The following is a 26,508-nucleotide window of genomic DNA, read 5'->3' on the forward strand; positions in this document are numbered from 1 at the left end:
AGGATGGACGCCACCTGGTACGCACGCGTCATTCGGGTACGTACTGAAGACAACCGCTGGAGACGCCCGGTGAGTTCCCCAGATCCTCAGGTTCGCGCAGCGCGAAACCTGTCCGCCCCCTCGACCGAGAACAAACCAGAGAAGAGCCGTTCCAGGAACCGTGGCCCCGTCGTCGCGGTCACCGGAGCCGCGGGGGGCGTGGGCGCGCTGCTCACCGCACGCCTCGCGGCCTCCGAGGAGATCAAGCAGGTCATCGCCATCGACGAGCGGCGCGGCGACGTCTCCGAGGCGACCTGGCACGTTCTCGACGTCCGCGACCCCGCCATCGCGGAGAAGCTGCGCGGCGCGGACGTCGTGGTGCATCTCGCACTCGACCTCGACCTGGAGACCGACCCCGCCGCCCGCACCGCGTACAACGTGCGCGGCACCCAGACCGTGCTGACGGCGGCCGCCGCCGTCGGCGTGCACCGGGTCGTGCTGTGCACCTCGGCGATGGTCTACGGGGCGCTGCCCGACAACGACATCCCGCTCGCCGAGGACGCCGAGCTGCGCGCCACGGCCGAGGCCACCGGCGTCGGCGACCTCCTGGAGATCGAACGGCTCGGCCGCCGCGCGCCCCGCGCCCACCCCGGACTCAACGTGACCGTGGTCCGGCCGACCGTCCTGGTCGGCGGCACGGACACCGCGCTGACCCGTTACTTCGAGTCACCGCGCCTCCTGGTCGTCGCCGGTTCGCGTCCGGCCTGGCAGTTCTGCCATGTCGACGACCTGGTCACGGCCCTGGAGTACGCGGCGCTGGAGAGGATCGACGGCGAGTTCGCGGTCGGCTGCGACGGCTGGCTGGAACAGGAGGAGGTCGAGGAGCTCAGCGGCGTCCGGCGGATGGAGCTGCCCTCCGCCGTGGCCCTGGGCGCTGCCGCCCGGCTGCACCGGATCGGCCTCACCCCGTCCCCGGCGGGCGACCTGGCGTACACGATGCACCCCTGGGTGGTCAGCGTGAGCCGGCTGCACGACGTGGGCTGGCGCCCGAGCTGGACCAACGAGGAAGTGCTCGCCGCGCTCCTCGAAGAGGTGGAGGGCAGGCACACCGTCGCCGGACGCCGCCTCGGCCGCAAGGACGCCACCGCCGCCGGCGCCGCCGGGGCGACCGTGGCGCTGCTCGGCACCGCCGCCCTGGTCCGCCGCGCCCGCAAGGCCCGCCGCCGCATCTGAGGGCTGCCGCGGAGCTTCTGTAGAAGGCTCCAAGGTCAGGGGCGGCCCGCCGGTGGAAAACGCTATTCCGCCTTGTCGGTGCCGTGCGGCACCATGGGCCCCATGGCACCCACGTACGACCACCCCGGCGAGCAGGCGGCGGGCGACCCCGTCCGGCTGCTGGAGATCCGTGACACCCCGCTCTCGGTCGACGAGGTCTTCCGGGCCGTCGGGGACGACGCCGCGGGCGGCACGGCGCTCTTCGTCGGCACGGTGCGCAACCACGACGGCGGTCAGGACGTCGGCGGGCTCGGGTACTCCTGCCACCCCTCGGCGCGGGACGAGATGCGCCGGGTGGCCGAGAAGGTCGTCGCGGACTTCCCCGTCCGTGCGCTGGCCGCGGTCCACCGGGTGGGCGACCTCCAAGTGGGCGACATCGCGGTGGTCGTCGCCGTCTCCTGTCCGCACCGCGCGGAGGCCTTCGCGGCCTGCCGCAAGCTCATCGACGACCTCAAGCACGAGGTCCCGATCTGGAAGCACCAGCACTTCTCGGACGGTACCGAGGAGTGGGTCGGCGCCTGCTGAACGCAAGCCGGGCGGGAAGCCGTCCGGCCCGATTTGCGTAACCCGACCCCTGCCGTGAGCGTTGGTGTCCCAGACGGTTAATCTGCTGATCGGTCAGTTACGGTCGCTCACGAGGTAGGGAGGTCGTAATGGCAGCACTTGCCTGGTTGACGATTCCGCTTTTCGCTGCGCTCGGCGCTGCGATATGGGGAAGCTGGGCCACCCGTAATCGAACGACCGGCGATGTCTCCGAGCTCGCCGGCTATGCCCGTTTCCGCGAGGCGATGGAGAAGTCTCCTTCCGGTTCCGACATCGCCTGACGTTCCACCGCGCGTACGCAGTCGCCGATCCGCCGCAGGAACCCTGCCGCCGACGCCCTCGGGCGCGGCCCGCGCCAGGTTTCCCGCCCCGTACGGACCGGCCCCGGCGGTGCACTGACAGACCCTTCCCGTACTGTCGTTCCATGCCACGCCGCACCGCGACGATGCTCGCCTCCACGCTGATCCTCATCGCGCTGCTCTGCGCCGGCGTGCTGATCAAAGTGCCGTATTCGGAGATGTCTCCCGGGCCCACCGTGAACACCCTCGGCAAGGTCGGCGGCGAACCCGTCCTGCAGATTTCCGGACACAAGACGTACCCGACGTCCGGCAACCTCAACATGACGACGGTCCGGGTCACCGGAGCCGACTACGACATGAACCTCGTGGAGTCCGTCTACGGCTGGCTGGCCCACGACAGCGTGGTCGTCCCGCACGACACCCTGTACCCCGACGGCAAGACCGAGCAGCAGTCGACGCAGGAGAACGCCGAGGAGTTCAGCCAGTCCCAGGAGAGCGCCAAGGTCGCCGCGCTGACCGAGCTGGGCATCCCGGTGACGTCGCGGGTCGTGGTCTCCACGGTCGTCAAGGACAGCCCCGCCCAGGGCAAGCTGCACGCGGGCGATGTGATCAAGCAGGTCGACGGCACCCCCGTCAAGCAGCCCGAGGACGTCGCGAAGCTCGTCACCCGCCACGACCCCGGCGAGAAGGTCACCTTCACGGTCGTCCCCGCCCGCACGGCCCAGGCGGCCGAGAAGGCCGGCAAGGAGCCCGAGGGCAGCCGCGAGGTCGTCATCACCACCGTGAAGGCCCCCAAGGAGAACCGCGCGATCGTCGGCATCCAGGCCGGGACGGACCACACGTTCCCGTTCCGGATCGACATCAAGCTCGCCGACGTCGGCGGCCCGAGTGCCGGTCTGATGTTCTCGCTGGGCATCATCGACAAGCTGACGCCCGGCAACCTCACGGGCGGCAAGTTCATCGCGGGCACCGGCACGATCGACGACAAGGGCAAGGTCGGCCCGATCGGCGGGATCAACATGAAGCTGGTCGGCGCCCGCAACGCAGGGGCCAGGTTCTTCCTGACCCCGGACGAGAACTGCAAGGCCGCCGCCTCCGACACCCCGAGCGGACTCACGCTGGTGAAGGTCAGGACGATCGACGACGCGAAGAAGTCGCTGGAGAAGATCCGGGTGGGGGACACGGCCGGGCTGCCGAGCTGCTCGGCAGGCTGACCGCGCCCCCCTGCGCGGGGACGCGGCGGGATCAGGCCTCGAAGGTCGCGGCCAGCGCGTCGGCCAGTCCGGGCACCAGACCGGCGCCGGTCCGCACCTCGCTGGGGGTGTCCTTGGAGCGGAGCCGTACGGCCGACTCGCGCGTGCCGTCCCGGAGGACCGCCACGGTCATCCGCACCTCCTGGCGCTCCGGGTGCTTGGCGACCCACTTGGTCAGCTGCGCGTCGTCGAGCCCCTCGGGCACGGAGGCCTCGGCGGACGGCGGCAGCATCAGCCGTTCCACCGTCATCGCGCACCCGGTCACGGCGTCGGGCCAGGCGATCGTGGCGAGGAACTCGTCCAGGGCGGTGCCCGGCGGCAGCTCGTCCTGCTCGACGGGGGTCAGTGAGGCGGTCGGGGATTCGGCGCCGTCCAGACCGAGCTGGGCGGCGAGACCGGGCTCCTGGACCCGGAGCTTGGCGGTGTCGACCAGGGCGAAGAGCCGGGCCGGCTGGTCCCAGCCGAGGCCGGAGATGTACTCGTCGATTTCGAGCACGGCGATGGTGAGCGGGCTCGCGGCCATCGGAGGGCCTGAGGGGGAAACGTTGGACATGGCCAATATCCTGCCTCCTTCCGCCCCGGGAACGGGAACTAGGTAAAGCCTCAGTAAGTTGCATAGGTGGGCTCTACGATCGCTGGGCCCGCTCCACACGACCCGCGAACTTCGAGGTGCGCACGTTGGCTTTCCAGATGCCGGACCGCGGCGGAGGCCCGACCGGGCCACGGATCAGAGTCGGCCGCCCGTCCCGGCGTGCCCGTACCCTGCTCATGACACTGGGCGTCCTGGCGATTCTCGCCATGGCGTTCGTCATGTTCGCCGGGTTCTGGACGGACTGGCTCTGGTACCGGTCGGTCGCGTATTCATCCGTCTTCACCACCACCCTGTGGACCAAGATCGGGCTGTTCCTCGTCTTCGGACTGCTGATGGCCGTGGCCGTCGGCCTGAACATCTGGCTCGCGCACCGGCTCCGGCCGCCGCTGAGCGCGATGTCCCTGGAACAGCAGAGCCTGGACCGCTACCGGATGAGCCTCGCCCCGTACAAGAAGTGGGTGCTGCTCGCGATCACCGCGCTCGTCGGGCTGATCGCCGGGGCATCCGCCTCCGGCCAGTGGCGTACCTGGCTGATGTATGTGAACGGCGTGGCGTTCGGGCAGAAGGACCCCCAGTTCCATCTGGACGTGTCCTTCTACGCCTTCGATCTGCCCTGGTACCGCTTCCTGCTCGGCTTCGGCTTCGCGGCCACGGTGCTCTCGCTGATCGCCGCCGCGATGACCCACTACCTGTACGGCGGGCTGCGTGTCACCAGCCCCGGCGCGCGGGCGACCGGCGCGGCCACCGGCCATCTGTCGGTGCTGCTCGGTGTCTTCGTCTCGCTGAAGGCCGTGGCGTACTGGCTCGACCGGTACGGCCTGGCCGTGAAGTCCAGCGACTTCAAGGCCACGGACAACTGGACGGGCCTGCGGTACGTCGACGCCAACGCCTACCTGCCGGCGAAGACCATCCTGTTCTGCATCGCCGCGATCTGCGCCGTGCTGTTCTTCGCGACGCTCTGGCGCCGCACCTGGCAGCTTCCGGTGATCGGCTTCGGCCTGATGGTGCTCTCGGCGATCCTGATCGGCGGGCTGTACCCGGCGATCGTCCAGAAGTTCCAGGTCCAGCCGAACGAGCAGGCCAAGGAAGCGCCGTTCATCCGCAAGAACATCGAAGCGACGCGTGACGCGTACGACATCGACAACGCGCAGGTCGACGACTACTCGGGCAAGAGCACGACGGACGACGACACCAAGCTGCGCGCGAGTGCGAACGACGCCGCCAGCTACCGGGTGATGGACCCCAACGTCGTCTCCCCGGCCTTCCAGCAGCTCCAGCAGAAGAGGAACTACTACCAGTTCCCCAAGACGCTGGACGTCGACCGCTATAAGGACGCCGACGGCAAGGACCAGGACACGGTCATCGGTCTGCGCGAGCTCAACCTCGACGGCATCCCCAAGCGCAACTGGATCAACGACCACTTCACCTACACCCACGGTTACGGCGCCATCGCGGCCCGGGGCACGACGACCGGCAAGAACCCGAAGGGTTCGCCGGACTTCACCGAGTCCGGTCTTCCGACCACCGGCGACCTCGGCACGTACGAGCAGCAGATCTACTACGGCGAGAAGACCGAGCAGTACTCCATCGTCGGCGGGCCCCAGAAGGAGCTCGACTACGAGGAGGACGGCGAGAAGACCACCAGCTACAAGGGCAACAGCGGGGTCAGCCTCTCCAACGCCTTCAACCGCGCCGCGTACGCCGTCTCGTTCAGCGAGCCGCAGATCCTGTACTCGGGAGCCATCGGCGAGGGCTCGCGGATCCTCTACAACCGCACGCCCAAGGAGCGCGTCGAGGCGGTCGCCCCGTGGCTGACCATCGACGGCGACGCCTACCCGGCCGTGGTGAACGGCCGCATCCAGTGGGTCGTCGACGCGTACACCACGACCAACGGCTACCCGTACGCCTCGCGTACGACGCTCGGCGACACCACGGCCGACTCGCTGACCACCAACCAGCGTGCGGTCGTCGCCCAGCAGAACCAGGTCAACTACATCCGCAACTCGGTGAAGGCCACCGTCGACGCGTACGACGGCAAGGTGAAGCTCTACGAGTGGGACACCAAGGACCCGGTCCTCAAGACCTGGCGCAAGGCGTTCCCGGGAACGGTGGAGCCCCGGGCGGACATCCCGCAGGAGCTCATGGACCACCTGCGGTACCCGCAGGACCTGTTCAAGGTGCAGCGCGAGCTGCTCACCCGCTACCACGTCACCAACCCCGCGCAGTTCTACAGCGGCAGTGACGCGTGGCAGGTCCCGGACGACCCGACCAACAAGGAGTCCGGTGCCGTCCCGCCGTACTACCTGAGCATAAAGATGCCGGACCAGACGGCCCAGAAGTTCTCGCTGACGACCACGTTCACCCCGAAGGGGCGGCCCGACCTCGGGGCGTTCATGGCGGTGGACGCGGACGCGGCCAGCAAGGACTACGGCACGATAAGGCTGCTGAGAGTCACCTCCACGGTGAAGGGCCCCGGCCAGGTACAGAGCGAGCTCAACGGCAACGACGACGTCGCCGAGTTCGTGAGGAACCTGAAGGGAACCGACTCCGACATCGAGTACGGCAACCTGCTGACCGTGCCGCTCGAAGGGGGCTTCCTCTACATCGAGCCGGTCTACACGCGCGGTGGCACGCAGAACTACCCGCTGCTGCGCAAGGTCGCCGCGTCCTACGGGTCGAAGACCGTCTTCGAGAACAGCCTCGGCGAGGCACTCAACGCGGTCTTCGGGGTGACGGAATCCGACACCACCCAGCCGCCCTCGGACACCACCCGGCCTCCGGGCGACACCACGCAGCCGCCGGCCACCGGCGACGCGGCGCTGAAGAAGGCGATCGCGGACGCGCAGAAGGCCTATGCGGAGGGCGAGGCGGCCCTGAAGGACCAGGACTGGTCCGCCTACGGCAAGGCCCAGGAGGATCTGCAGGACGCGCTGAAGCGCGCGGCGGCCGCCCAGCCGAAGCCGGGCAGCGCCGACGGCTCGGACGGTGCGAACGGTTCGGACAGCGCAAAGGGTGCGGACAAAGCAAGCAGTTCGGACAAAAAGGAGAAACCAGCCAGCGCTGACAGTGGTGGCTGAGCAACCCGGTAAAGGCTCACCCCCGCGTCGTGGTACGGTTGCAACACAACGACGCGGGGTGGAGCAGCTCGGTAGCTCGCTGGGCTCATAACCCAGAGGTCGCAGGTTCAAATCCTGTCCCCGCTACTGAAAGACGAAGGCCCGGATCCTTTCGAGGATCCGGGCCTTCGTCGTGTCCCGGTGACTTTCTTGTGCAGGGTGCGTGAAGTGCGGTTCGCGGGGCACGAGTTGAGCCCGGACGTGTTTGACTTATCTCTCTGTGGGCATGTCGACAAAACGCTGAAGTGACCTCACTGGCCGCGATATACGAGGTGTACGCGGGTTACAGGTGGTGCGACGATGGTATTTATGGGGGACAGGGCAACTCTGTTGGAGACAGGGCGGTTTGTGCGGCATCGCGTTGATCGACCGGGTAGCGCGATGAATGCGGCATTCGGTGGTACCGCCGGGGGGAACAACGAGACCACTGACACACCCGAGACACCCGAGACGCCTGAGATCATCGAGGCGACCGAGACTGCCGAGACTGCGGGGTGTGCCGCGACCGCCGAGAGCACGGAGTTCACAGAGACCACGGGAAGCGCGAGGACCGGAAAAAGCGCCGGGACCGGCCGCACCCCGGAGACTCCCGGCGCCGCCGAGAGCCCGGAGAGCGCCGAGAGCGAGGCGCGTCACCGCCGTGCCGCCGACGCCGGGGACACCGCTTCGATGAGCGTCCTCGGCGCCCTTCTGCTGCGCCGCGGTGATCTGGACGGCGCCGAACCCTATCTGCGCGGGGCCACCGCGGACGGGGACCGGGCCGCGGCGAACAACCTGGGCGTCCTCCTCCACCAGCGCGGATACGTCGACGACGCGGCCGGCTGGTGGCGCATCGCCGCCGTCGCGGGGTCCGCCGCCGCGGCGCACGCGCTGGGCCGTCACTACCGCGAGCGCGGCGACGAGCCCGGCGCCGAGTACTGGCTGCGCCAGTCCGCCGAGCAGGGCCACGCGCTCGGCGCGTACGCCCTGGCCGAGCTGCTGGAACACCGCAGCGACGTCGGCGCCGAGCGCTGGCTCCGGGCCGCCGCCGAGCAGGGGCACCGGGAGGCCGCGTACCGCCTCGCGCGCATGCTGGACCGCAATGCGGCCGACGACCCGCACGACGCCTTCGGTCGTCCCGGGCTGGGCCCCGGCGCGGGCGACCGGCCCGGCACGGCCGACCGTTCCGCGCGACGCAAGGACGACGGCCCGGTGGCGGGCCCGGCGGCCGGGCGGGTGGGCGAGGCCGAGCAGTGGTACCGCCAGGCCGCCGCCCGTGGTCACCGGCGCGCCGCCCTGCACCTCGGCGCCATCCTCGAACAGCGCGGCGAGCCCAAGGAGGCCGGCCGGTGGTACCTCGTCTCCGCGAAGGCGGGCGAGGCCCGCGCCGCCTGCGCGCTCGGCTTCCTGCTGCGCGACGCGGGCGACGAGGAGAGCGCCGCCGTGTGGTGGCTGCGCGCCGCCCAGGACGGCGACGGCAACGCCGCCAACGCCCTCGGCGCCCTGCACGCGGCCCGGGGCGAGCAGCAGACCGCCGAGCGCTGGTACCGCGCCGCCATGGACGCGGGCGATGTCAACGGCGCCTACAACCTGGGCCTGCTCTGCGCGGCCCAGGACCGTACGCCGCAGGCCGAGCAGTGGTACCGCCGCGCCGCCTACGCGGGCCACCGCGAGGCCGCCAACGCGCTGGCCGTGCTCCTGCTCCAGGCGGGCGACGCGACCGGCGCCGAGCCCTGGTTCTCCAAGGCGGCCGAGGCGGGCAGCGTCGACGCGGCGTTCAACCTCGGCATCCTGTACGCCGGGCGCGACGAGGACCGCATGGCGCTGGTCTGGTACGAGCGGGCGGCGGCGGCCGGTCACACCGAGGCGGCCCTCCAGGTCGGCATGGCACTGCTGCACCACGGCGAGGAGCAGGAGGCGGAACGGCATCTGCGCTGCGCCGCGGGCGGCGGCAGCGCGGAGGCCGCCTTCCGGCTGGCCGGGGTGCTGGACTCCCGGCAGCCGCCGCCCGGCCCTCCCGCGCTCGGCGAGCCGATGCCGGAGAAGACCGAGTGCGAGGAGTGGTACGAGCGGGCCGCCGAGCAGGGGCACCGCCGCGCCCAGGTGCGGGTCGGGATGCTCGCGGCGGCCCGTGGCGACGTGGACAGCGCCGCCCGCTGGTACCGCGAGGCGGCCGAGTCGGGCAGCCGCAACGGCGCCTTCAACCTCGGGCTGCTGCTGGCCCGCGAGGGCAGCGAGCGCGAGGCCGCGCTGTGGTGGAGCCGGGCCGCGAACGACGGGCACGGACGGGCCGCCCTGCGCCTCGCCCTGCTGGCGGCCCGCCGGGGCGAGCTGACCGAGGGGCAGCGCTGGTGTGCGCGGGCGGTCCAGCTGGGTCCGGCGGAGGTCGCCGAGCGGGCCGCCCGGCTGCGCGAGGCGCTGCTCCAGGAGCTGACCGCATAGCTTCGGCGGGGCCGCGCGCGGCCCCGCCGGGCTGCCCGGGGGAACTGATTTGCGCTGGTCCGGAGCGGTGACGTAGAGTTCTAAACACAACGACGCGGGGTGGAGCAGCTCGGTAGCTCGCTGGGCTCATAACCCAGAGGTCGCAGGTTCAAATCCTGTCCCCGCTACTGAAGACAGAAGGCCGGATCCTTGAGGGGATCCGGCCTTCTGTGTGTGACGGGCCGGGGTCTCTGTGCGTATGCCCTGCGGTTCAGGGCGTGTGACCCACCGCCTCCGAGTACATCGCCCGGTCGACGGCCTTCGCCTCCGGCACCGGGGCGCCCTTCGAGACGCCCGAATCGGCGTACGCCTGCTGCACCCGGTCCGTCGTGCCCTTGCGTATCTCCCAGTCCATCCGCATCGACGGGGTCGAGCGGAGCGTGGCCTCGTCGGTCTTCAGCAGCTTCGCCAGCTCGGTGACGAAGCGGGGATCGGCCTTGTAGTCACCGGCGAAGTAGGTGTTCACCGTCCGGATGTAGGCGCGGAGAAAGGCGACCCCCGCGTCCGGGGCCTCGTTGAGCAGCGTCGGGCCGAAGAGCAGGCCGCCGAGCGGTTCGCCGACGGGCTGGCCTCCCAGGAACGCGTACTTCGGGTCGCCGTCCACCTTGCGCCAGATGGGGTCGAGCAGCCAGGCGGAGTCCACGCCGCCGTTCTGGAGCGCGGTCAGCACATCGGCGGAACCGAGCTGCTGGAAGCTGATCCGGTCGAGGCCGCCGCCATGCTTCTTGAGGGAGGTGTCCATCGGGTACGCGATGACCGACCCCTTGCCGATCATGGTGCCGAGCTTCCGGCCCGCCATCTCGACGTGCCCGGCGCTCTCGCCGTCCTTGAGACGCACCCACAGGCCGCTCCTGGACGCGGGGTCGGGGGAGAAGTTCCCCGCGACCCACTTGATGTCGAAGCCGCCGTCGATGCCGTTCATCACGGCCGCCTCAGGGGCCGCCCACTGGGCGTCCACATCGCCCTTGGCGAGCAGGGGCAGGGCGTCCGGGGTGGGCAGCACCTTCAGTTCGACGTCCAGCCCCTCCTTGGCGAACTCGCCCTTCGCCACCGCGATCTGGAGCGGAGCGACGTACTCCGCGCTCAGGGTGCCGGTGGCGACGGTGATGCTCCGCTTCTTGGCCAGGGGCCGGGGGGCCGGGGCGCCCCGGTCGCAGCGGGCCGCCTTCCGGTCGGGGGCGAGGTCGGCCGGGTCGGTCCAGCTGCCGGTGCCGCAGCCCGCGACGGGCCTGATGGTGCGTGGCGCGGCGGCCCGGCCGTCGCCGCCGGAGTCGTGCCCGGCGCAGCCCGCCGCGCCGAGCAGGGACACCATGGCGAGCGCGAGGGTGCGGATGAAGGGGTTCGGTGTGCGCACAGTGCCTCCGTACGAGGGGTGTGGGGAAGCCGTTCAGGACCGGCCGCGGCCGCGGTCGCGCGGGGCCCAGGGGGTGAGCAGCCGCCCGACGGTCCGTACCGCTTCGGAGAAGAGGACACCGAGGACCGCCACACAGACGATGCCGACGAACATCACGTCGTTCTGGAACAGCGCCCGGGAGTCGAAGATCAGATGGCCGAGACCGTCGGCCGCGGCGATCTGCTCGGAGGCGACGATGACGAGCACGGCCACCCCCGCCGCGATCCGCGCCCCGACCAGGACCGCGGGCAGTGAGGCGGGCAGCAGCACATGGCGGAACATCTGCCAGGGCGAGGCGCCGAAGACCTGACCGGCATCACGGTGGCCGGCCGGGACGGCGAGCACGGCCGCCATGGTGGAGATCCAGACGAAGAAGAAGACGGTCGCGGCGACCAGGGCGATCTGCGGTCCTTCCCCGAGGCCGAACATGTTGAGGAAGACCGGCAGCAGCGCCAGCTTCGGCACGACGTACAGGGCGTCGAGCAACGGCTCCAGCGCCGCCCGTACGAGGGAGAGCGAGCCCATCAGCAGGCCGAGCGCGTACCCCGCGACGGTGCCGATCGCATAGCCGCCGAGGACCCGCTTGAGCGTGGCCCACACGTCCGGCCACAGCTCACCGGCGCCCGCCCGGTCCCAGCCGTCCGCCAGGATGGTGGAGGGGGCGGGGTAGACCCGGGCATCGATCCAGGACCGTGCGGCGGCCAGTTGCCAGAGCAGCACGAGGAGCAGCGGTACGGCGACGGCGAGGGCGGTCTCCAGCGCGCGGCGCCTGCGGTGGGTGCGCACCGGACGCAGCTCCCGCGGGCCCGGTCTGCGGACCAGGAGGCCCTCGTCGGACCCGGTGGCCTTCACGGTGACGGTCATGCCAGGACCGCCTCCCCGCGCACCTCGCCGCGCAGCAGCTCCCACAGCTCGCTCTTCAGCTCGGTGAATTCGGGTGCCGACCGTACGGTGCCGGTGCGTGGCCGGCCGAACGGCGGGCGGCGCTCGGCGATGAACCGCCCCGGCCTGGCGGACATCACCAGCACCCTGTCCCCGAGCACGATCGCCTCTTCGAGGCTGTGGGTGATGAAGAGGGTGGTGGTGCGGGTGGTCTGGGTGAGATCGAGCAGCTCGTCCTGGAGGATGGTGCGCAGTTGGGCGTCGAGCGCCGCGAACGGCTCGTCCATCAGCAGTACCTCGGGTTCGACGGCGAGGGCGCGGGCGATCGCGACCCGTTGCCGCATTCCGCCGGAGAGGGCGGCCGGATACGCCCCCGCGAAGTCGGAGAGCCCCGTGCGGGCCAGCCAGTCGCGCGCCCTGGCGTCGGCCTCCTTGCGCGGCACGCGCTGGATGTCGAGGCCGAACCGGACGTTGGCGAGCACGGTCTTCCAGTCGTAGATGCCGTAGTCCTGGAAGATCATCGCCGCCGGCCGGGGCGAGGCCGTACGGATGGACAGCTCGCCCGAGCTGGGCCTGAGGAGTCCGGCGGCGATCCTGAGCAGCGTGGACTTGCCGCAGCCGGACGGGCCGACGACGCAGGTGAATTCGCCCGGCGCGACGGAGAGATCGAGCGGGCCGAGGGCGGACAGGGCCTTGGTGCCCCGCCCGAACGAGCGGGTGAGGGCGTCGGCGCGGAGTTTGGGGCGGGTGGCTGCGGTGGTCGGTGGGGTCGGGTGCGGATCTCCCACGGTCTCTCCTCGCGCGTATCGAGGTGCGGTTCCGCCGCGGGGCGGAGGCGATCGCCGCAGACGATATGACTACCCGTCAGATTGGGGAAGAGGGTGCGCGTGTGCCGGTGGCGGGGGGAGGGGGTGTCCGCCGGGGGATTCCGTGCGAAAGGCCCCGGTGCGGGTGATGCTCGCACCGGGGCCTTCGTCGTTCGGCGTACCGCTCAGCCCGTCGCCGCGCAGGTGGGGCAGAGGCCGCGGTAGGTCACCTCGACGCCGGAGACCGTGAAGCCGAAGCGCTCGTCGCTCGGCAGGTCGGCCATCGGGTCACCGGCCGGGTGCACGTCGCGGATCGTGCCGCAGTTGGCGCAGACCAGGTGGTGGTGGGGCCGGTGCGCGTTCGGGTCGTAGCGCTTGGCGCGGCGGTCGGTGGAGACCTCGATGACCTCGCCGAGCGTCACCATCTCGCCCAGCGTGTTGTAGACGGTGGCGCGGGAGATCTCGGGCAGCTTGGCCACGGCCCGCGCATGGACCTCGTCGGCCGTCAGGTGCACATGGTCCCCGTCGAGGACCTCGGCCACGACGCGCCGCTGCGCAGTCATGCGCCAGCCGCGTCCGCGAAGTCGTTCCAACAGGTCACTCATAGAAACAAGCCTAACAGTGAAGGGACCAGGTCCCGAACGGGTGTGACTTTGGATGCTCACTTGACTTGGACTTAGTCCATTGTAGGATCGAGACCGGCATACGCCAAGGGACAGGCTGTGCAGGACATGACGAATGTGCAGGAACGACGCAGGAGGCGCACGTGACGCAGGGACCGCTCACCACGGAGGCCGGCGCGCCGGTCGCCGACAACCAGAACAGCCAGACCGCGGGCGTCGGCGGTCCCGTCCTGGTGCAGGACCAGTCGCTGCTGGAGAAGCTCGCCCACTTCAACCGTGAGCGCATCCCGGAGCGCATCGTCCACGCCCGCGGCGCCGGCGCGTACGGCACGTTCACGCTGACCCGCGACGTCTCGCAGTGGACGCGGGCGAAGTTCCTCTCCGAGGTCGGCAAGCAGACCGAGACCTTCCTCCGCTTCTCGACCGTCGCGGGGAACCTCGGCTCGGCCGACGCGGTGCGCGACCCGCGCGGTTTCGCGCTGAAGTTCTACACCGAAGAGGGCAACTACGACCTCGTCGGCAACAACACCCCGGTGTTCTTCATCAAGGACGCCATCAAGTTCCCGGACTTCATCCACACCCAGAAGCGCGACCCGTACACCGGCTCGCAGGAGGCGGACAACGTCTGGGACTTCTGGGGTCTGTCGCCCGAGTCCACCCACCAGGTGACCTGGCTCTTCGGCGACCGGGGCATCCCCGCCACGCTGCGCCACATGAACGGCTACGGCTCGCACACGTACCAGTGGAACAACGAGGCGGGCGAGGTCTTCTGGGTCAAGTACCACTTCAAGACCGACCAGGGCATCAAGAACCTCACCCAGGCCGAGGCCAACAAGCTCGCCGGTGAGGACCCGGACAGCCACCAGCGCGATCTGCGCGAGGCGATCGAGCGCGGCGACTTCCCGTCCTGGACGGTGCAGGTCCAGATCATGCCGGCGGCCGAGGCGGCCACATACCGCTTCAACCCGTTCGACCTCACCAAGGTGTGGCCGCACGCGGACTACCCGCCGATCGAGATCGGGAAGCTGGAGCTCAACCGGAACCCGGAGAACATCTTCGCGGAGACCGAGCAGTCGATCTTCAGCCCCGCGCACTTCGTGCCGGGCATCGGCCCCTCGCCCGACAAGATGCTCCAGGGCCGTCTCTTCGCGTACGGCGACGCCCACCGCTACCGCGTCGGCATCAACGCCGACCACCTGCCGGTGAACCGTCCGCACGCCACCGAGGCGCGTACCAACAGCCGTGACGGCTATCTGTACGACGGCCGCCACAAGGGCGCGAAGAACTACGAGCCCAACAGCTTCGGCGGTCCGGTCCAGACCGACCGCCCGCTCTGGGAGCCCACCGTCGTCACCGGCGAGGTCGCCACGCACGCGGCCCCGAGCCACGCCGAGGACAACGACTTCGTGCAGGCCGGGAACCTCTACCGGCTCTACTCCGAGGACGAGAAGGCCCGGCTGATCGACAACCTCGCCGGGTTCATCGCCAAGGTGTCGCGCGACGACATCGCCGAGCGTGCGATCAACAACTTCCGCCAGGCGGACGGCGACTTCGGCAAGCGTCTGGAGGCCGCGGTCCAGGCCCTTCGCGGCTGACCCGGACGACTGTCGTCGGCGGTGGGCCGGTCTCCCCTGCGGGGGTGGCCGGCCCACCGGTCGTCCGCCGGGGGTTCAGCCGAGGAGTTCCGCGTGATGGCGGCGCCTCGCGGGGATCCAGCAGCGCAGGATGTCGCGGACGGAGACGATGCCCACGGGCCCGTGGTCGTCCAGCACGACCAGATGACGGAAGCCGCCGTGCGTCATGGCCTCCGCGGCCTCGGCCAGGGTCCAGGTGGGCGCGGCGAAGACCACGTCGGTGGTGGTGTGGGTGGCGGCGGTCTCGACATCCGGATCCTGGCCGGAGCCGACCGCGTTGAGGATGTCGCGTTCGGTGAGGATGCCGAGCCCGCTGTTGTCGTTGTCCAGGACCACCGCCGCCCCGATGCGGCGGGCCGACATCAGCCGGGCTGCCTGGCGGAGCGTATGGGCGGGGCCGATGGTGAGGACCAGTGTGCTCATGGCGTCTCGGACGAGCATGAAGGGAGCCACCTCCTTGGTGAAACGGCGCGTGCGCCGATTCACAAGTTCACAAGCGGGGGGACTCTCAGAGTTGCACCGATGCGCGGATGGAACAAGAGGGGTGAATCGCCCAAAAGGCGTGCGCCGGGGCGCGACGCCCTTCGGTGACGTACCGCTGCCGGGCGGGCCGGTTCAGTAGCGCTGGTTCAGATAGCCGAGCAGCTCGTGGTGGAGCAGCCCGTTCGAGGCCGCGGCGTTGCCACCCCCCGGACCGGGGACCCCGTCCAGGCTGGTGAAGCTTCCGCCCGCCTCCTGGACGACGATCGAGGGGGCCGCCATGTCCCAGAGCGAGAGCTCCGGCTCCGCGCAGATGTCCACCGAACCCTCGGCGACCATCATGTACGGCCAGAAGTCCCCGTACCCGCGCGTGCGCCAGCAGGCCCTCGTCAGATCCAGGAACCCGTCGAGGCGGCCCTGCTCCTCCCAGCCGCTCAGGGAGGCGTACCCGAACGAGGCGTCCGCGATCCGCTCGACCTTCGACACCTGGAGCCGGGTCGCCGAGGTCAGGCTGCGGCCGGAGAACGCGCCCGCTCCCTTCGCCGCCCACCAGCGACGGTTCAGCGCGGGCGCGGACACCACGCCGACCACCGGCCGGAAGCCGTCCTCACCGGCCTCCATCAGCGAGATCAGCGTCGCCCAGACCGGCACGCCGCGTACGTAGTTCTTGGTCCCGTCGATCGGGTCGACGACCCAGCGCCGGGGGCCGGTGCCCTCGATCCCGAATTCCTCGCCCAGGATCGCGTCGCGCGGGCGGGCCCGATGGAGGTGACCGCGGATCAGCTCCTCGGCGGCCTTGTCGGCCTCGCTCACCGGCGTCATGTCCGGCTTCGTCTCGACCTTGAGGTCGAGAGCCTTGAACCGGTCCATCGTCGCCGCGTCGGCGGCATCCGCCAGTACATGGGCAAGGCGCAGATCATCGTGGTAATCGGGCATGCCGTCACAGTATCGATCACGGGTGTACGGGGCCACAGGACCCCGGGGCCGCGCGGGCCATTGACAGCCCCGGGGCGCGCGTCAACTCTGGGACGCGGAACCCTCGGCGGGGGGAGGCGGCGATGCCCACGGCGCGAGACGTACTGCTGGACGCCGCCCTCTCGGCACTGGCGACCCGGCCCTGGACCTCGGTGCGCATGGTGGACGTGGCGTACGCCGCGGGCGTCTCCCGGCAGACCCTCCACAACGAGTTCGGCGGCAAGGACGGGCTGGCCCGTGCCCTGGTCCGCGACGCCGTCGAGGGCTATCTCGCCGGAGTCGAGCGGGCGCTGGCATCGGCCGGGGACACGGAGGACAGGCTGGCCGCCACCGCTGCCTGGACCGTTCGCGCCGCGCGGGCGAACGTACTGGTCAGGGCGTTGCTCACCGGGTGCTGGAGCGAGCGCCTGCCCCGCCCCGCGCCGACCGCGGCCCCGGTCCACGGCCCGCGGCGCGCCGAGCCCTGGCCGCCGGCCCCCGCCGAACTGCTCCGCAGGGCCGGTGAGCGCGCGGTGGCCGCACTCGGCACGGAACGGCCGCCGTGCGATCCGGAGACACTGGCCGCCGGCTGCGAGATCGCGCTGCGACTCGCCCTGAGCTACGCGCTGGTGCCCGCGGCGGCACAGGACGAGGGGACGGTGCCGCTGGTGCGCCGGGCCGTGGCGCGGGCGGGGGACGCGGGCGGACCGGGAGCGGGGCCACCGGCACGGGCGGAGGACACGGGCGGACCGGGAGCGGGGTCACCGGCGCGGGCGGGGGACGCGGTCAGTGGGACGAGCCCGAGAGCTGGAGCCCGATCACCCCGAGGATCACCAGGGAGATGGAGACCAGCTTGAGGGTGGAGACCACGTCGTCCAGGAAGACCATGCCGTAGATCGCGGTGCCCGCCGCGCCGATCCCGGTCCATACGGCATAGGCGGGCCCCACGTCGAGCTTCTTCAGCGACATCGTCAGCAGACCGAAGCTGCCGAGGGCGAAGACGCAGAACGCGATGGTCGGCCAGAGCCGGGTGAAGCCGTGCGAGAGTTTCAGACAGACGGCGAAGCCGGTCTCCAAGAGTCCTGCGACCACGACCAGCAGCCACGCCATAGTCAGTGCCCTCCCACGTCGGTGACCGCCTCGCCACACTGAATGTGATTATGCATTTACCTGCGGCGGCAGCGCGCAAACGTGCCCGGTCAGTCGCCCTCGCGTCGCTCCCGGGTGGACAGCAGCCGGTGCAGCGAGTCCAGCCGGGCCGGATCGGCGTGGCCGTCCGCCACCCAGGCGTCCAGGGCGCATTCCGGTTGATGACCGTCGTGGGTGCAGCCGCGCGGGCAGCCCTCGGTGCCCGGCTCCAGGTCCGGGAACGCGTGGATCACCCGGGACGGGTCGATGTGGTTCAGCCCGAAGGAGCGCACCCCGGGGGTGTCGATCACCCAGCCGCGGTAGTCCGGCAGCGGCAGCGCCAGCGCCGACGTGGTGGTGTGCCGGCCGCGGCCGGTGACCGCGTTGACCACTCCCGTGGTACGCCGCCGGTCCTTCGGCACCAGCGCGTTGACCAGCGTGGTCTTGCCGACGCCGGAGTGCCCGACGAAGGCGGTGACCCGGTCGTTCAGCTGCTCGCGGACCCGCTCGGCCGCGTCGCCGTTCTCCAGTTCCTCGCGGCTGGTCACGATGAACGGCACACCCAGCGGGGTGTACGCCTCCAGCAGCTTGTCCGGGGAGGCCAGATCGGACTTGGTCAGCACCAGCAGCGGGGAGAGCCCGCCGTCGTACGCGGCGACCAGACAGCGGTCGATCATCCGGGGGCGGGGTTCCGGATCCGCCAGCGCGGTGACGATCGCCAGCTGGTCGGCGTTGGCGACGACCACCCGCTCGAACGGGTCGTCGTCGTCCGCGGTCCGGCGCAGCACCGAGCGGCGCTCACCGATGCGGACGATCCGGGCGAGGGTGTCCTTGTCACCGGAGAGATCGCCGACGATGGAGACGGTGTCGCCCACCACGGCGGCCTTCCGGCCCAGCTCACGGGCCTTCATCGCCACGACCGTGCGGCCGTCGACGAGACAGGTGAGGCGGCCCCGGTCGACGGTGAGGACCATGCCCTCCTCGGCGTCCTCGTGCTTCGGGCGGGTGTGGGTGCGGGGCCGGTTGCCCTTCGGGTTGGGGCGGAACCGGATGTCGTCCTCGTCGGGGTTCTTGCCGTAGCGGCGCATGTCTCAGGCCCCGAGCATTCCGGTCCACATCTGCGGGAAGTCCGGCAGGGTCTTGGCGGTGGTCGCCACGTTCTCGATCTCCACTCCGGGGACGGCCAGGCCGATGATCGACCCCGCGGTCGCCATCCGGTGGTCGTCGTAGGTGTGGAACGTACCGCCGTGCAGCGGCCGGGGCCGGATGTGGAGGCCGTCGGCGGTCTCGGTGACGTCGCCGCCCAGCTCGTTGATCTCCTTGGTGAGCGCGGCGAGCCGGTCCGTCTCGTGCAGCCGCAGATGGGCCACGCCACTGAGGGTGGACGGCGAGTCGGCCAGGGCCGCGACCGCCGCGATGCCCGGGGTCAGCTCGCCGACCTCGCCGAGGTCGACGTCGATGCCGTGGATACGGCCGGAACCGGTGAAGGTGAGGCCGCGCCCGGTCAGCTCGCAGCTGCCGCCCATCGCCGTGAAGATCTCCCGCAGCGCGTCGCCCGGCTGGGTGGTGTGCTCGGGCCAGTCGGGGATGGTGACCCGGCCGCCGGTGACCAGGGCGGCCGCGAGGAAGGGCTGGGCGTTGGAGAGGTCGGGCTCGATGGTCAGGTCGCGGCCGAGCAGGGCGGAGTGCGAGACCCGCCAGACGTTCGGCTCGCCGCCCGTCTCCGGCTCGTCGACCTGCGCGCCGACCGCCCGCAGCATGTCGACCGTCATCCGGATGTGCGGCATGGAGGGGAGCCGGGCGCCGGTGTGGCGGACCTCCACCCCCTGGTTGAAACGGGGCGCCGACAGCAGCAGCGCCGAGACGAACTGGGAGGACGAGGAGGCGTCGATCTCGACCGGGCCGCCGTCCAGCGCACCGCCACCGTGCACCGTCATCGGCAGCGAACCGCGCCCCTCGTCGTCGATCCGGGCACCGAGCACGCGCAGCGCGTCGATGACACCGGTCAGCGGGCGCTCGTACGCGCGCGGGTCGCCGTCGAAGCGGACCGGGCCGTCGGCCAGGGCGGCGACCGGCGGCAGGAAGCGCATGACCGTGCCCGCGTTGCCGACGTCGACCGTGGTCGGGCCGTGCAGTCCGGCGGGGATGACCCGCCAGGCCTCGCCGGAGCCGTCCGGGCCCACGCCCTCCTCGATGCCGACGCCCATCGAGCGCAGAGCCTCGGCCATCAGCAGGGTGTCGCGCGAGCGCAGCGGGCGGCGCAGCCAGCCGGGCTCGGCGGCGAGCGAGGCCAGGACCAGCGCGCGGTTGGTGACCGATTTCGACCCGGGCACGGTGACCGTCGCGTCGACGGCCCCGGTCGCATGCGGGGCGGGCCAGAGAGCGGGGTGCACGGAGCTTTCGGTCATGGCCCTACTTTAGAGCGTCCGGCACCGGGCCTCGCGGCGTCGCGCGGCCGGGGCGGGCACCCCGCCGCCCGGTCGCCGCTCACCCCGTTCCCCGGGCCCCGGGCGCACGGCTCCGCCGGAGCGGGGGAAGCCCCCTGCCGGTGCCGCCGCCGGATCTACAGGCCGAGCAGCCAGCGCCCGCCGCCGATCAGCGAGCTGAGCGACACCACGTGGAAGAGGAAGAGCCAGAGCGCGGCCGGTACGTCCGTCAGCCGTGAGAGCTGGTCCGCGTCCGAGTCCGGCGCGCCGCCGTGCCGCCGCTTGGACTGGAGCTCGAAGACCGGGCGCACGCCGCCGAGGAGCAGGAACCACACCACGGTGTACGCGAACAGCGACTGCCAGTCCGGTGCGGCCAGCCAGGACACCAGCAGGAACGCCGAACCGGCGAAGATCACCGCCAGCGCCCCGTACACATTCCGGATCATCACCAGCATCACCGCGAGCAGCGCGGTGGCCACCCACAGCAGCAGCGTGATCCTGCCCTGGACCAGCAGCCACGCGCCGCCCAGGCCCAGCAGCGACGGGGCGGTGTAGCCGGCGGCCGCGGTGAGGACCATGCCGATGCCGGTCGGTTTGCCGCGGCTGACGGTCAGGCCGCTGGTGTCCGAGTGCAGCCGGATGCCGGACAGCTGCCGTCCGGTGAGCAGCGCGACCAGCCCGTGCCCGCCCTCGTGCGCGATGGTGATCGCGTTGCGGGCCGGCCGCCAGAGCGGGTTCGGCACGACGGCGAACAGCGCGAGCGTGCCGGTCACCACCACGAGCCACTGCGCGGGGGCCGGCTGGGTACCGAAGACGCGGTCCCACAGGTTGCCCAGATCGGTGCTGTCCATGGTGCGGGCGGCTCCTTGCGGTTCGGCTTGCGGTATCGCCGTCCTGCCGGTGTGACGGTCGTGGCAGTCTGGCACTCATGTGCGGACGGTATGCAGCGAGTCGGCGGCCCGAGGACCTGACCGGACTCTTCCAGGTCGAGAAGTGGGAACCCGCGGAGGCCCTCGCGCCCGATTGGAACGTGGCGCCCACCAAGGAGGTCTACGCCGTACTGGAACGTCCTGTGAAAGACGCAGACGACCAGCGTCCGGTTCGCCAGATGCGCGCGCTGAAGTGGGGGCTCGTACCCTCCTGGGCGAAGTCGCCGGAGGGCGCCGCCCGAATGATCAACGCCCGCGCGGAGACCGTCCACGAGAAGCCGTCCTTCCGCCGCCCCTTCGTCTCCCGGCGCTGCATCCTGCCCGCCGACGGCTACTACGAGTGGGTCACCGGCGCGGACGAGCGGCAGCTGGAGGAGCAGGGGAAGCGGAAGCGCCCGCGCAAGCAGCCGTACTTCGTCACGCCCGCCGACGGCTCGGTCTTCGCGATGGCCGGGCTGTACGAGTTCTGGCGCGACCGGACCCTGCCGGACGACCACCCGATGGCCTGGTGGGTGACCTGCTCGGTGATCACGACCGAGGCGGAGACCACCCCGCTCGCCGTCGCACCCGCCGAAGGCCCGGCCTCGCTCGCCGACATCCACCCCCGGATGCCGCTGATGCTGACCCCGGACCGCTGGGACGCCTGGCTCGACCCGTCGCACACCGACGTCGAGGAGCTGCGGGCCCTGCTCGCACCGCCCCCGGGCGGTCTGATGCGGGCCTACCCGGTGGCCACGGCCGTCAGCAACGTCCGCAACAACGGGCCCGAACTGCTGGAAGAACTGGCCGCGCCGGAGGAGAGCACCCTCTTCTGAGCCCCCCGAGGGGAGGATGGGACACGTGAGCACCGCCGAACACCCGAGTACCGCGGAGCCGGGCCACCGGTCCGAAACGGTCGACACCGCCGCCGGACCGGCCAGGATCACCTGGTTCCCCGCGACGGGCACGACGAAGACCCCCGCCCCCCGCCCCGTGCTGGCCCTCGGCCATGGCGCGGGCGGCGGCATCGAGGCCCGCGACCTCCAGGCCCTGGCCGCCGCGCTGCCCGCCCACGGGGTGACCGTCGCCCTGGTGGAGCAGCCGTGGCGGGTCGCCGGGAAACGGCTCGCGCCCGCCCCGAAGACCCTGGACGCCGGATGGCGGGGGCTGTGGCCCACGCTCACCGCCGCCGGGGCGCCCGTCGTCGCGGGCGGGCGCAGCGCCGGCGCCCGGGTGGCCTGCCGGACGGCCGCGGAGCTCGGCGCCCGCGCGGTCCTCGCGCTCAGCTTCCCGCTGCACCCGCCGGGCCGGCCGGAGAAGTCCCGCGCGGACGAACTCCTCGGCACCGGCGTGCCCACGCTCGTGGTGCAGGGCGGCCGCGACCCGTTCGGGCGGCCCGACGAGTTCCCGCCGGGGGAGTACCGGATCGCCGAAGTGCCCTATGGCGACCACGGCTTCGCCGTACCGAAGAGGACCGGTCCGGGCGAGGAGGCGGCGATGGGGATCCTGACCGGCGCTGTGACCGATTGGCTGACCGCCCTCGGGTGACGCGGACCCGGGGAGCGGTCCTTGGGAGTCGTCGGGGCGCACGGCCCGGGAATCGGGTGGGGTGGACCCCGGAAACGGTGTGACGCGGGCCCCGGGAATGTTGTGCGGGGGGCCACTGTTGTCGGTGTCATCGGTACATCAACGTCGTACGTGGAGAGGGAGTCCGTCGCATGGGTTCGACCATCTGCCCGCGCCGCTCGAACGCCGCTGACCTGGAGTGGACGGTCCTGCACGCGGGCACGACCGCTCCCGAGCGGACCCTGGGCGGATCGGAACGACAGCCCGTCACGAAGCAAGGTCGACTATTCTCCGATTCGAGCGGGTCCGGTCTCGGATCCGCCACAGCGTTGGAGGAGGTGGGTCCGGTCACTGGGACCGACACAGGGACCGACGACGGCCGCGCACAGGAGACGACCGCCGAGCGCAACGCGCGTTTCGAGCGGGACGCGCTCGGTTTCCTCGACCAGATGTACTCGGCCGCGCTGCGCATGACGCGCAACCCCGCGGACGCCGAGGACCTGGTCCAGGAGACGTATGCCAAGGCGTACGGCTCCTTCCACCAGTTCCGTGAGGGCACCAACCTCAAGGCGTGGATGTACCGCATCCTCACCAACACGTTCATCAACTCGTACCGCAAGAAGCAGCGCGAGCCCCAGCGCAGCGCCGCCGAGGAGATCGAGGACTGGCAGCTCGCGCGCGCCGAGTCGCACATGTCGACCGGTCTGCGCTCCGCGGAATCGCAGGCGCTCGACCACCTGCCCGACTCCGACGTGAAGTCCGCACTGCAGGCGATCCCCGAGGAGTTCCGCATCGCCGTGTATCTCGCCGATGTCGAGGGCTTTGCCTACAAGGAGATCGCGGACATCATGGGGACTCCCATCGGTACGGTGATGTCCCGACTGCACCGGGGCCGCCGCCAGCTGCGCGGCATGCTGGAGGACTACGCCCGTGAGCGCGGGCTCGTCCCGGCCGGTGCCGGAGAGTCGGACGATCGGAAAGGCTCGGGCTCATGAGCTGCGGAGAGCCGCACGAGACGGACTGCTCGGAAGTCCTCGATCATCTCTACGAGTTCCTCGACCACGAGATGCCCGACAGCGACTGCACCAAGTTCGAGGTGCACTTCGAGGAGTGCTCCCCGTGCCTGGAGAAGTACGGCCTGGAGCAGGCGGTCAAGAAGCTGGTGAAGCGCTGCTGCGGCCAGGACGACGTGCCCAGTGATCTGCGGTCCAAGGTGATGGGCCGGATCGATCTGATCCGCTCGGGGCAGGCCGTGCCCGAGCAGGACCTGACGGCCGCGGAGAGCGAACAGCCGACCGCCGCCAAGGAGTGACAGCCGGCGGCGGGCCGGACCCGGCCGACGCCACCGAATCACCCGAATGTGCTAATCGGGAGCATTGACGCTCCACCCGTCGCACAACTCGCTAGCGTGGCGCCTCCATTGACCAGGTGGAGGGGCCGAGCGGGTGAGAGCCACACGCGGGGCGGCGCGCGCGTACATCGCGGTGGTCGCGGCGGGCGCCCTGTGCGGCGCGCTTCCCGCGCTGCGCGCCGGCGCGGGCACCCCCTGGGTCACCGTCGCCCTGCTCACCGGGCTCTATCTGGCCTGTGAACTCCCCGGGCGCGGCCCGTTCTTCGGCAGTTCCGTGCCGATCCACGCCGGATCGTTCTTCCCGCTGCTGCTCGCCGCGGCCTTCCTGCTGCCGCCCGCCGCGGCCGCCCTGGTCGCCGTCCCCGGGTCGCTCGTCGGCCGGGTGGAGCGCCCGCCCGTCGCCGCGCGCCGCGTCTGGCGCGCCGCGCAGCTCGCCGTCACCGTCTGGGCGGCCTCGTCCGTCCACGCGCTGCTCGGCGGCCCCGCCACGCTCGGCGGCACCGGCACCGGAGGGCTCCCCGACCTCCCGCACGCGCTGCTGCCCGCCTGCGCCGGGGCCCTGGCCTTCAGCCTCGTCCTGACCGCGCTGGACGGCTCCGTCCTGGCCGTGGCGGAACGGGTCCCCCCGCGACGGGCCTGGAGCGGGCTGCTGCCCCGCTCGCTGGGGCCGCACCTGGTCCACGGACTGGCCGGGCTGATGATGGCGGTGCTGTGGCGCGGCCCGTACGGACCGCTGTCCGCGCTCATCGTGCTGCTGCCGATGTACATCTCCTGCTGGGTCTTCGCGCAGTACCATCGCGAGCACACCGCCCACCGCGCCACCATCCGGGCGCTGGTCCAGGCGGTCGACATCAAGGACACCTACACCCGGGGCCACAGCGAACGGGTCGGGCGGGCCTCCGTCCTCATCGCCCGCGAACTCGGCATGGACCAGGACCGTCTGGAGGTCGTCCGGTTCGCCGGCATCCTGCACGACGTCGGCAAGCTGGGCGTCCCCACCCGGGTGCTCCGCAAGGACGGCCCGCTCACGCCGGAGGAACGACAGGTGATCGAGCTGCATCCGGAGTACGGGCACGAGATCGTCCGCGGCATCGGCTTCCTCGGCGAGGCGCGCGACGCGATCCTGCACCACCACGAACGGCTCGACGGCAGCGGCTATCCGTACGGGCTCAGCGGGCGCGAGATCCCGGAGTTCGCCCGGGTCGTCGCGGTGGCGGACGCCTTCGACGCGATGACCTCCACCCGGTCCTACCGGCGTGGGCGACCGGTGCCGGCCGCGCTGGAGGAGCTGAAGCGCTGCTCGGGCACCCAGTTCGACCCGCAGATGGTCCGGGCGCTGGTACGCGGCCTCGACCGGCACGGCTGGTCGGCGGTGACCGCGGCCGGGACGGCGGACGGGCCCGGGGCCCCGGCGCCCCGGGACGAGGCCGTGCCGGCCGCCCGGCCCTCCCGCGTGCCCCCGCCGCAGGCATCGGCGGCCGGGCCCGGCGCGGCCCCCGGCCCGCAGGCGCCCGCGGACCGCCGCCGATGAGCCGGACCGGGGCCGGGAGACGGCCGCCCCCCGCCGTCCTCGCAGTCCGGGGCGCCGCCGCGCTGCTCGCCGCCGCCGGGCTGGGCCACACCTTCTGGGGCGGTGTCCACGACCCCGGCCACGCCCTCGCCTTCGGGGTGCTGATCACGGTGGGCGAGCTGGCCCGCTGGGGCGCGCTGCCCGGAGAGCGCGAGCCCGCGCCGCTCGGGGCCGCCGGAGCCCTCGCGTACGCCCTGCTCGGCCGCAGCGGCGGGGCGCCGACGGCGCACGGCGTCCTCCAGGTGATCGCCGTGCTCGTCGCCGCCCAGCTGGTCGCCTGTGTGCCCCAGGTGGCGCGCGGCACCGGGCCCGCCCCCGACCGGGTGGCCCGCCGCGTCCTGACCGTCGCCTTCGCCGCCGTCTGCTTCCAGCCGCTGTACAACAGCGGGCGGGCCGGTGGCCGGCTGGCCGAGGGCCCGTACTACGTGCTCCTCCTGCTCCTGATCCTCGTCCTGACCGCGCTGTGCGACGCCGTGCTCGCGGCCCTGCTGCTGCGCTCGCGCACCCGTCACCCCTACCCGCCGCTGCTCAGGGACGAGCTGCGCGGTCTCCTCGGCATCGGGTCCGCGGTCTGTGCGACCGGGGTCGTGATGGCCCTCGGGGTGGCCGTCGCCGGGCTGTGGGCGCTGCCGGTGCTGTGCGTACCGCTGCTGCTGACCCAGGTCTCGTTCCGCCGGTTCGCCGCGGTGCGGACCACCTACCGGCAGACCATCGCCTCGCTCGCCCGGTCCACCGAGATCGCCGGGTACACCCCGCACGGGCATGCCCGCAGGGTCGCTGCGCTCTGCCGGGCGGTCGGCCGCGAGCTGGGGCTCTCCGGGAACCGGCTGACCGTGCTGGAGCACGCCGCGCTGATGCACGACATCGGCCAGCTCTCCCTGGTCGACCCGGTCCCGGACGGGGCGACGGCCACCCTGCCCGCCGCCGAGCAGCGCCGCATCGCCCTGCTCGGCGGCGCCGTGGTCCGGCAGACCGGGGTGGACACCGAGGTCGCCGTCGTCGTGGAACGGCAGGCAGACCCCTACCGCGAGCAGCCGTTGTCCGCCAGGATCGTCAGAGTCGTCAACGCATACGACGACCTCTGCGGGGAAAGTCTCATCGGGCCGCTGGGCGCACTGGAACAACTCAGGCTCGGGACCGCCCACGACTATCAGCCCGAAGTCGTGGAATCACTGGCCAGGGTCCTGGCCCGGGGCGCTCCTGCCCCGGTCCCGCCCGGGTAACCCATGGGTAATGAGCGGGCGTCCGGCCCGGCATGGTTGGATGCGAAGAA

General features: G+C 71.6%; 25 protein-coding genes and 2 tRNA genes. 16 read left to right on the forward strand and 11 right to left on the reverse strand.

Annotated elements, in window-relative coordinates:
• The first annotated feature begins 69 nt into the window (after positions 1-69).
• From ACFVFH_RS08420 to ACFVFH_RS08435, 4 genes are all read left to right on the forward strand, one after another.
• Entirely contained in the window at positions 70-1,212 is a 1,143-nt protein-coding gene (locus ACFVFH_RS08420) for an SDR family oxidoreductase (protein ID WP_383765100.1), read from the forward strand.
• A 102-nt stretch (positions 1,213-1,314) separates the two neighbouring features.
• Positions 1,315-1,776: a molybdenum cofactor biosynthesis protein MoaE gene (locus ACFVFH_RS08425; protein WP_383765101.1), complete on the forward strand. Its 462-nt coding sequence runs from the start codon at positions 1,315-1,317 to the stop codon at positions 1,774-1,776.
• Positions 1,777-1,904: 128 nt separating this feature from the next.
• Positions 1,905-2,075 (forward strand): hypothetical protein, encoded by a 171-nt coding sequence (locus tag ACFVFH_RS08430; RefSeq protein ID WP_383765103.1) that lies wholly within the window; start codon positions 1,905-1,907, stop codon positions 2,073-2,075.
• A gap of 143 nt (positions 2,076-2,218) precedes the next feature.
• Complete coding sequence (locus ACFVFH_RS08435; protein WP_383765104.1) at positions 2,219-3,307, forward strand: PDZ domain-containing protein; 1,089 nt, start codon at positions 2,219-2,221, stop codon at positions 3,305-3,307.
• 31 nt (positions 3,308-3,338) lie between these two features.
• Here the strand turns inward: ACFVFH_RS08435 and ACFVFH_RS08440 are convergent, their stop codons facing one another.
• Positions 3,339-3,899, reverse strand: a complete 561-nt coding sequence (locus ACFVFH_RS08440; protein ID WP_383765106.1) for a PPA1309 family protein — start codon at positions 3,897-3,899, stop codon at positions 3,339-3,341.
• 137 nt (positions 3,900-4,036) lie between these two features.
• Here ACFVFH_RS08440 and ACFVFH_RS08445 point away from each other — a divergent pair, with 137 nt between their 5' ends.
• The 4 genes from ACFVFH_RS08445 to ACFVFH_RS08460 all read left to right on the forward strand — a co-directional run bounded on the left by ACFVFH_RS08445 (position 4,037) and on the right by ACFVFH_RS08460 (position 9,642).
• Positions 4,037-7,015, forward strand: a complete 2,979-nt coding sequence (locus ACFVFH_RS08445) for a UPF0182 family protein (RefSeq protein ID WP_383765590.1) — start codon at positions 4,037-4,039, stop codon at positions 7,013-7,015.
• Positions 7,016-7,067: 52 nt separating this feature from the next.
• Positions 7,068-7,141 (forward strand) — tRNA-Met (locus tag ACFVFH_RS08450).
• 213 nt (positions 7,142-7,354) lie between these two features.
• On the forward strand, positions 7,355-9,475 hold the full coding sequence (locus tag ACFVFH_RS08455) for a tetratricopeptide repeat protein (RefSeq protein ID WP_383765107.1): 2,121 nt from the start codon (positions 7,355-7,357) through the stop codon (positions 9,473-9,475).
• Between the two features lie 93 nt (positions 9,476-9,568).
• Positions 9,569-9,642 (forward strand) — tRNA-Met (locus tag ACFVFH_RS08460).
• Between the two features lie 83 nt (positions 9,643-9,725).
• Here the strand turns inward: ACFVFH_RS08460 and ACFVFH_RS08465 are convergent.
• From ACFVFH_RS08465 to ACFVFH_RS08480, 4 genes are all read right to left on the reverse strand, one after another.
• A complete protein-coding gene (locus ACFVFH_RS08465; RefSeq protein WP_383765592.1) occupies positions 9,726-10,826 on the reverse strand; it encodes an ABC transporter substrate-binding protein in 1,101 nt (366 codons plus the stop codon).
• 75 nt (positions 10,827-10,901) lie between these two features.
• Positions 10,902-11,771: an ABC transporter permease gene (locus tag ACFVFH_RS08470; protein WP_383765109.1), complete on the reverse strand. Its 870-nt coding sequence runs from the start codon at positions 11,769-11,771 to the stop codon at positions 10,902-10,904.
• Entirely contained in the window at positions 11,768-12,577 is an 810-nt protein-coding gene (locus tag ACFVFH_RS08475; protein ID WP_383765111.1) for an ABC transporter ATP-binding protein, read from the reverse strand. Before ACFVFH_RS08475 ends, ACFVFH_RS08470 begins: the two co-directional genes overlap by 4 nt.
• Positions 12,578-12,780: 203 nt before the next feature.
• A complete protein-coding gene (locus tag ACFVFH_RS08480) occupies positions 12,781-13,200 on the reverse strand; it encodes a Fur family transcriptional regulator (RefSeq protein WP_383765112.1) in 420 nt (139 codons plus the stop codon).
• A gap of 161 nt (positions 13,201-13,361) precedes the next feature.
• Here ACFVFH_RS08480 and ACFVFH_RS08485 point away from each other — a divergent pair, with 161 nt between their 5' ends.
• Positions 13,362-14,813: a catalase gene (locus tag ACFVFH_RS08485; RefSeq protein ID WP_383765114.1), complete on the forward strand. Its 1,452-nt coding sequence runs from the start codon at positions 13,362-13,364 to the stop codon at positions 14,811-14,813.
• 75 nt (positions 14,814-14,888) lie between these two features.
• On the opposite strand, the gene ACFVFH_RS08490 is transcribed toward ACFVFH_RS08485, so the two are convergent.
• Positions 14,889-15,293, reverse strand: coding sequence for a cyclic nucleotide-binding/CBS domain-containing protein (locus tag ACFVFH_RS08490; RefSeq protein ID WP_383765116.1), 405 nt, complete (start codon positions 15,291-15,293; stop codon positions 14,889-14,891).
• Positions 15,294-15,467: 174 nt separating this feature from the next.
• Positions 15,468-16,268, reverse strand: a complete 801-nt coding sequence (hisN, locus tag ACFVFH_RS08495; RefSeq protein WP_383765117.1) for a histidinol-phosphatase — start codon at positions 16,266-16,268, stop codon at positions 15,468-15,470.
• Between the two features lie 122 nt (positions 16,269-16,390).
• On the opposite strand from hisN, the gene ACFVFH_RS08500 reads away from it, so the two are divergent.
• The gene (locus ACFVFH_RS08500; RefSeq protein ID WP_383765119.1) at positions 16,391-17,143 is read left to right on the forward strand and encodes a TetR/AcrR family transcriptional regulator; all 753 of its coding nucleotides are present in this window, start codon (positions 16,391-16,393) and stop codon (positions 17,141-17,143) included.
• Here ACFVFH_RS08500 and ACFVFH_RS08505 read toward each other — a convergent pair.
• The 4 genes from ACFVFH_RS08505 to ACFVFH_RS08520 form a co-directional block, all read right to left on the reverse strand.
• The gene (locus ACFVFH_RS08505) at positions 17,073-17,396 is read right to left on the reverse strand and encodes a multidrug efflux SMR transporter (protein ID WP_266414540.1); all 324 of its coding nucleotides are present in this window, start codon (positions 17,394-17,396) and stop codon (positions 17,073-17,075) included. The two genes, ACFVFH_RS08500 and ACFVFH_RS08505, sit on opposite strands and share 71 nt — an antisense overlap.
• A gap of 89 nt (positions 17,397-17,485) precedes the next feature.
• Positions 17,486-18,502, reverse strand: a complete 1,017-nt coding sequence (rsgA, locus tag ACFVFH_RS08510; RefSeq protein ID WP_383765121.1) for a ribosome small subunit-dependent GTPase A — start codon at positions 18,500-18,502, stop codon at positions 17,486-17,488.
• 3 nt (positions 18,503-18,505) lie between these two features.
• Positions 18,506-19,822, reverse strand: a complete 1,317-nt coding sequence (gene aroA, locus ACFVFH_RS08515; RefSeq protein WP_383765123.1) for a 3-phosphoshikimate 1-carboxyvinyltransferase — start codon at positions 19,820-19,822, stop codon at positions 18,506-18,508.
• A gap of 155 nt (positions 19,823-19,977) precedes the next feature.
• The gene (locus ACFVFH_RS08520; protein WP_383765125.1) at positions 19,978-20,691 is read right to left on the reverse strand and encodes a M50 family metallopeptidase; all 714 of its coding nucleotides are present in this window, start codon (positions 20,689-20,691) and stop codon (positions 19,978-19,980) included.
• Positions 20,692-20,768: 77 nt separating this feature from the next.
• Between ACFVFH_RS08520 and ACFVFH_RS08525 the strand changes: the two genes are divergently transcribed.
• From ACFVFH_RS08525 to ACFVFH_RS08550, 6 genes are all read left to right on the forward strand, one after another.
• Positions 20,769-21,584 (forward strand): SOS response-associated peptidase, encoded by an 816-nt coding sequence (locus ACFVFH_RS08525; protein WP_383765126.1) that lies wholly within the window; start codon positions 20,769-20,771, stop codon positions 21,582-21,584.
• Between the two features lie 16 nt (positions 21,585-21,600).
• Positions 21,601-22,296, forward strand: coding sequence for an alpha/beta family hydrolase (locus ACFVFH_RS08530; protein ID WP_383765128.1), 696 nt, complete (start codon positions 21,601-21,603; stop codon positions 22,294-22,296).
• 356 nt (positions 22,297-22,652) lie between these two features.
• Entirely contained in the window at positions 22,653-23,309 is a 657-nt protein-coding gene (locus tag ACFVFH_RS08535; RefSeq protein WP_189273941.1) for a sigma-70 family RNA polymerase sigma factor, read from the forward strand.
• Positions 23,306-23,626: a mycothiol system anti-sigma-R factor gene (gene rsrA, locus ACFVFH_RS08540; RefSeq protein WP_093549884.1), complete on the forward strand. Its 321-nt coding sequence runs from the start codon at positions 23,306-23,308 to the stop codon at positions 23,624-23,626. The genes ACFVFH_RS08535 and rsrA overlap by 4 nt, the downstream gene beginning before the upstream one ends.
• Before the next feature lie 133 nt (positions 23,627-23,759).
• The gene (locus ACFVFH_RS08545) at positions 23,760-25,196 is read left to right on the forward strand and encodes an HD-GYP domain-containing protein (RefSeq protein WP_383765130.1); all 1,437 of its coding nucleotides are present in this window, start codon (positions 23,760-23,762) and stop codon (positions 25,194-25,196) included.
• Positions 25,193-26,458 (forward strand): HD-GYP domain-containing protein, encoded by a 1,266-nt coding sequence (locus tag ACFVFH_RS08550; RefSeq protein ID WP_383765132.1) that lies wholly within the window; start codon positions 25,193-25,195, stop codon positions 26,456-26,458. Before ACFVFH_RS08545 ends, ACFVFH_RS08550 begins: the two co-directional genes overlap by 4 nt.
• Positions 26,459-26,508: the final 50 nt, after the last annotated feature.

This window comes from Streptomyces sp. NPDC057697, from assembly GCF_042799335.1.
Lineage (GTDB): Bacteria > Actinomycetota > Actinomycetes > Streptomycetales > Streptomycetaceae > Streptomyces.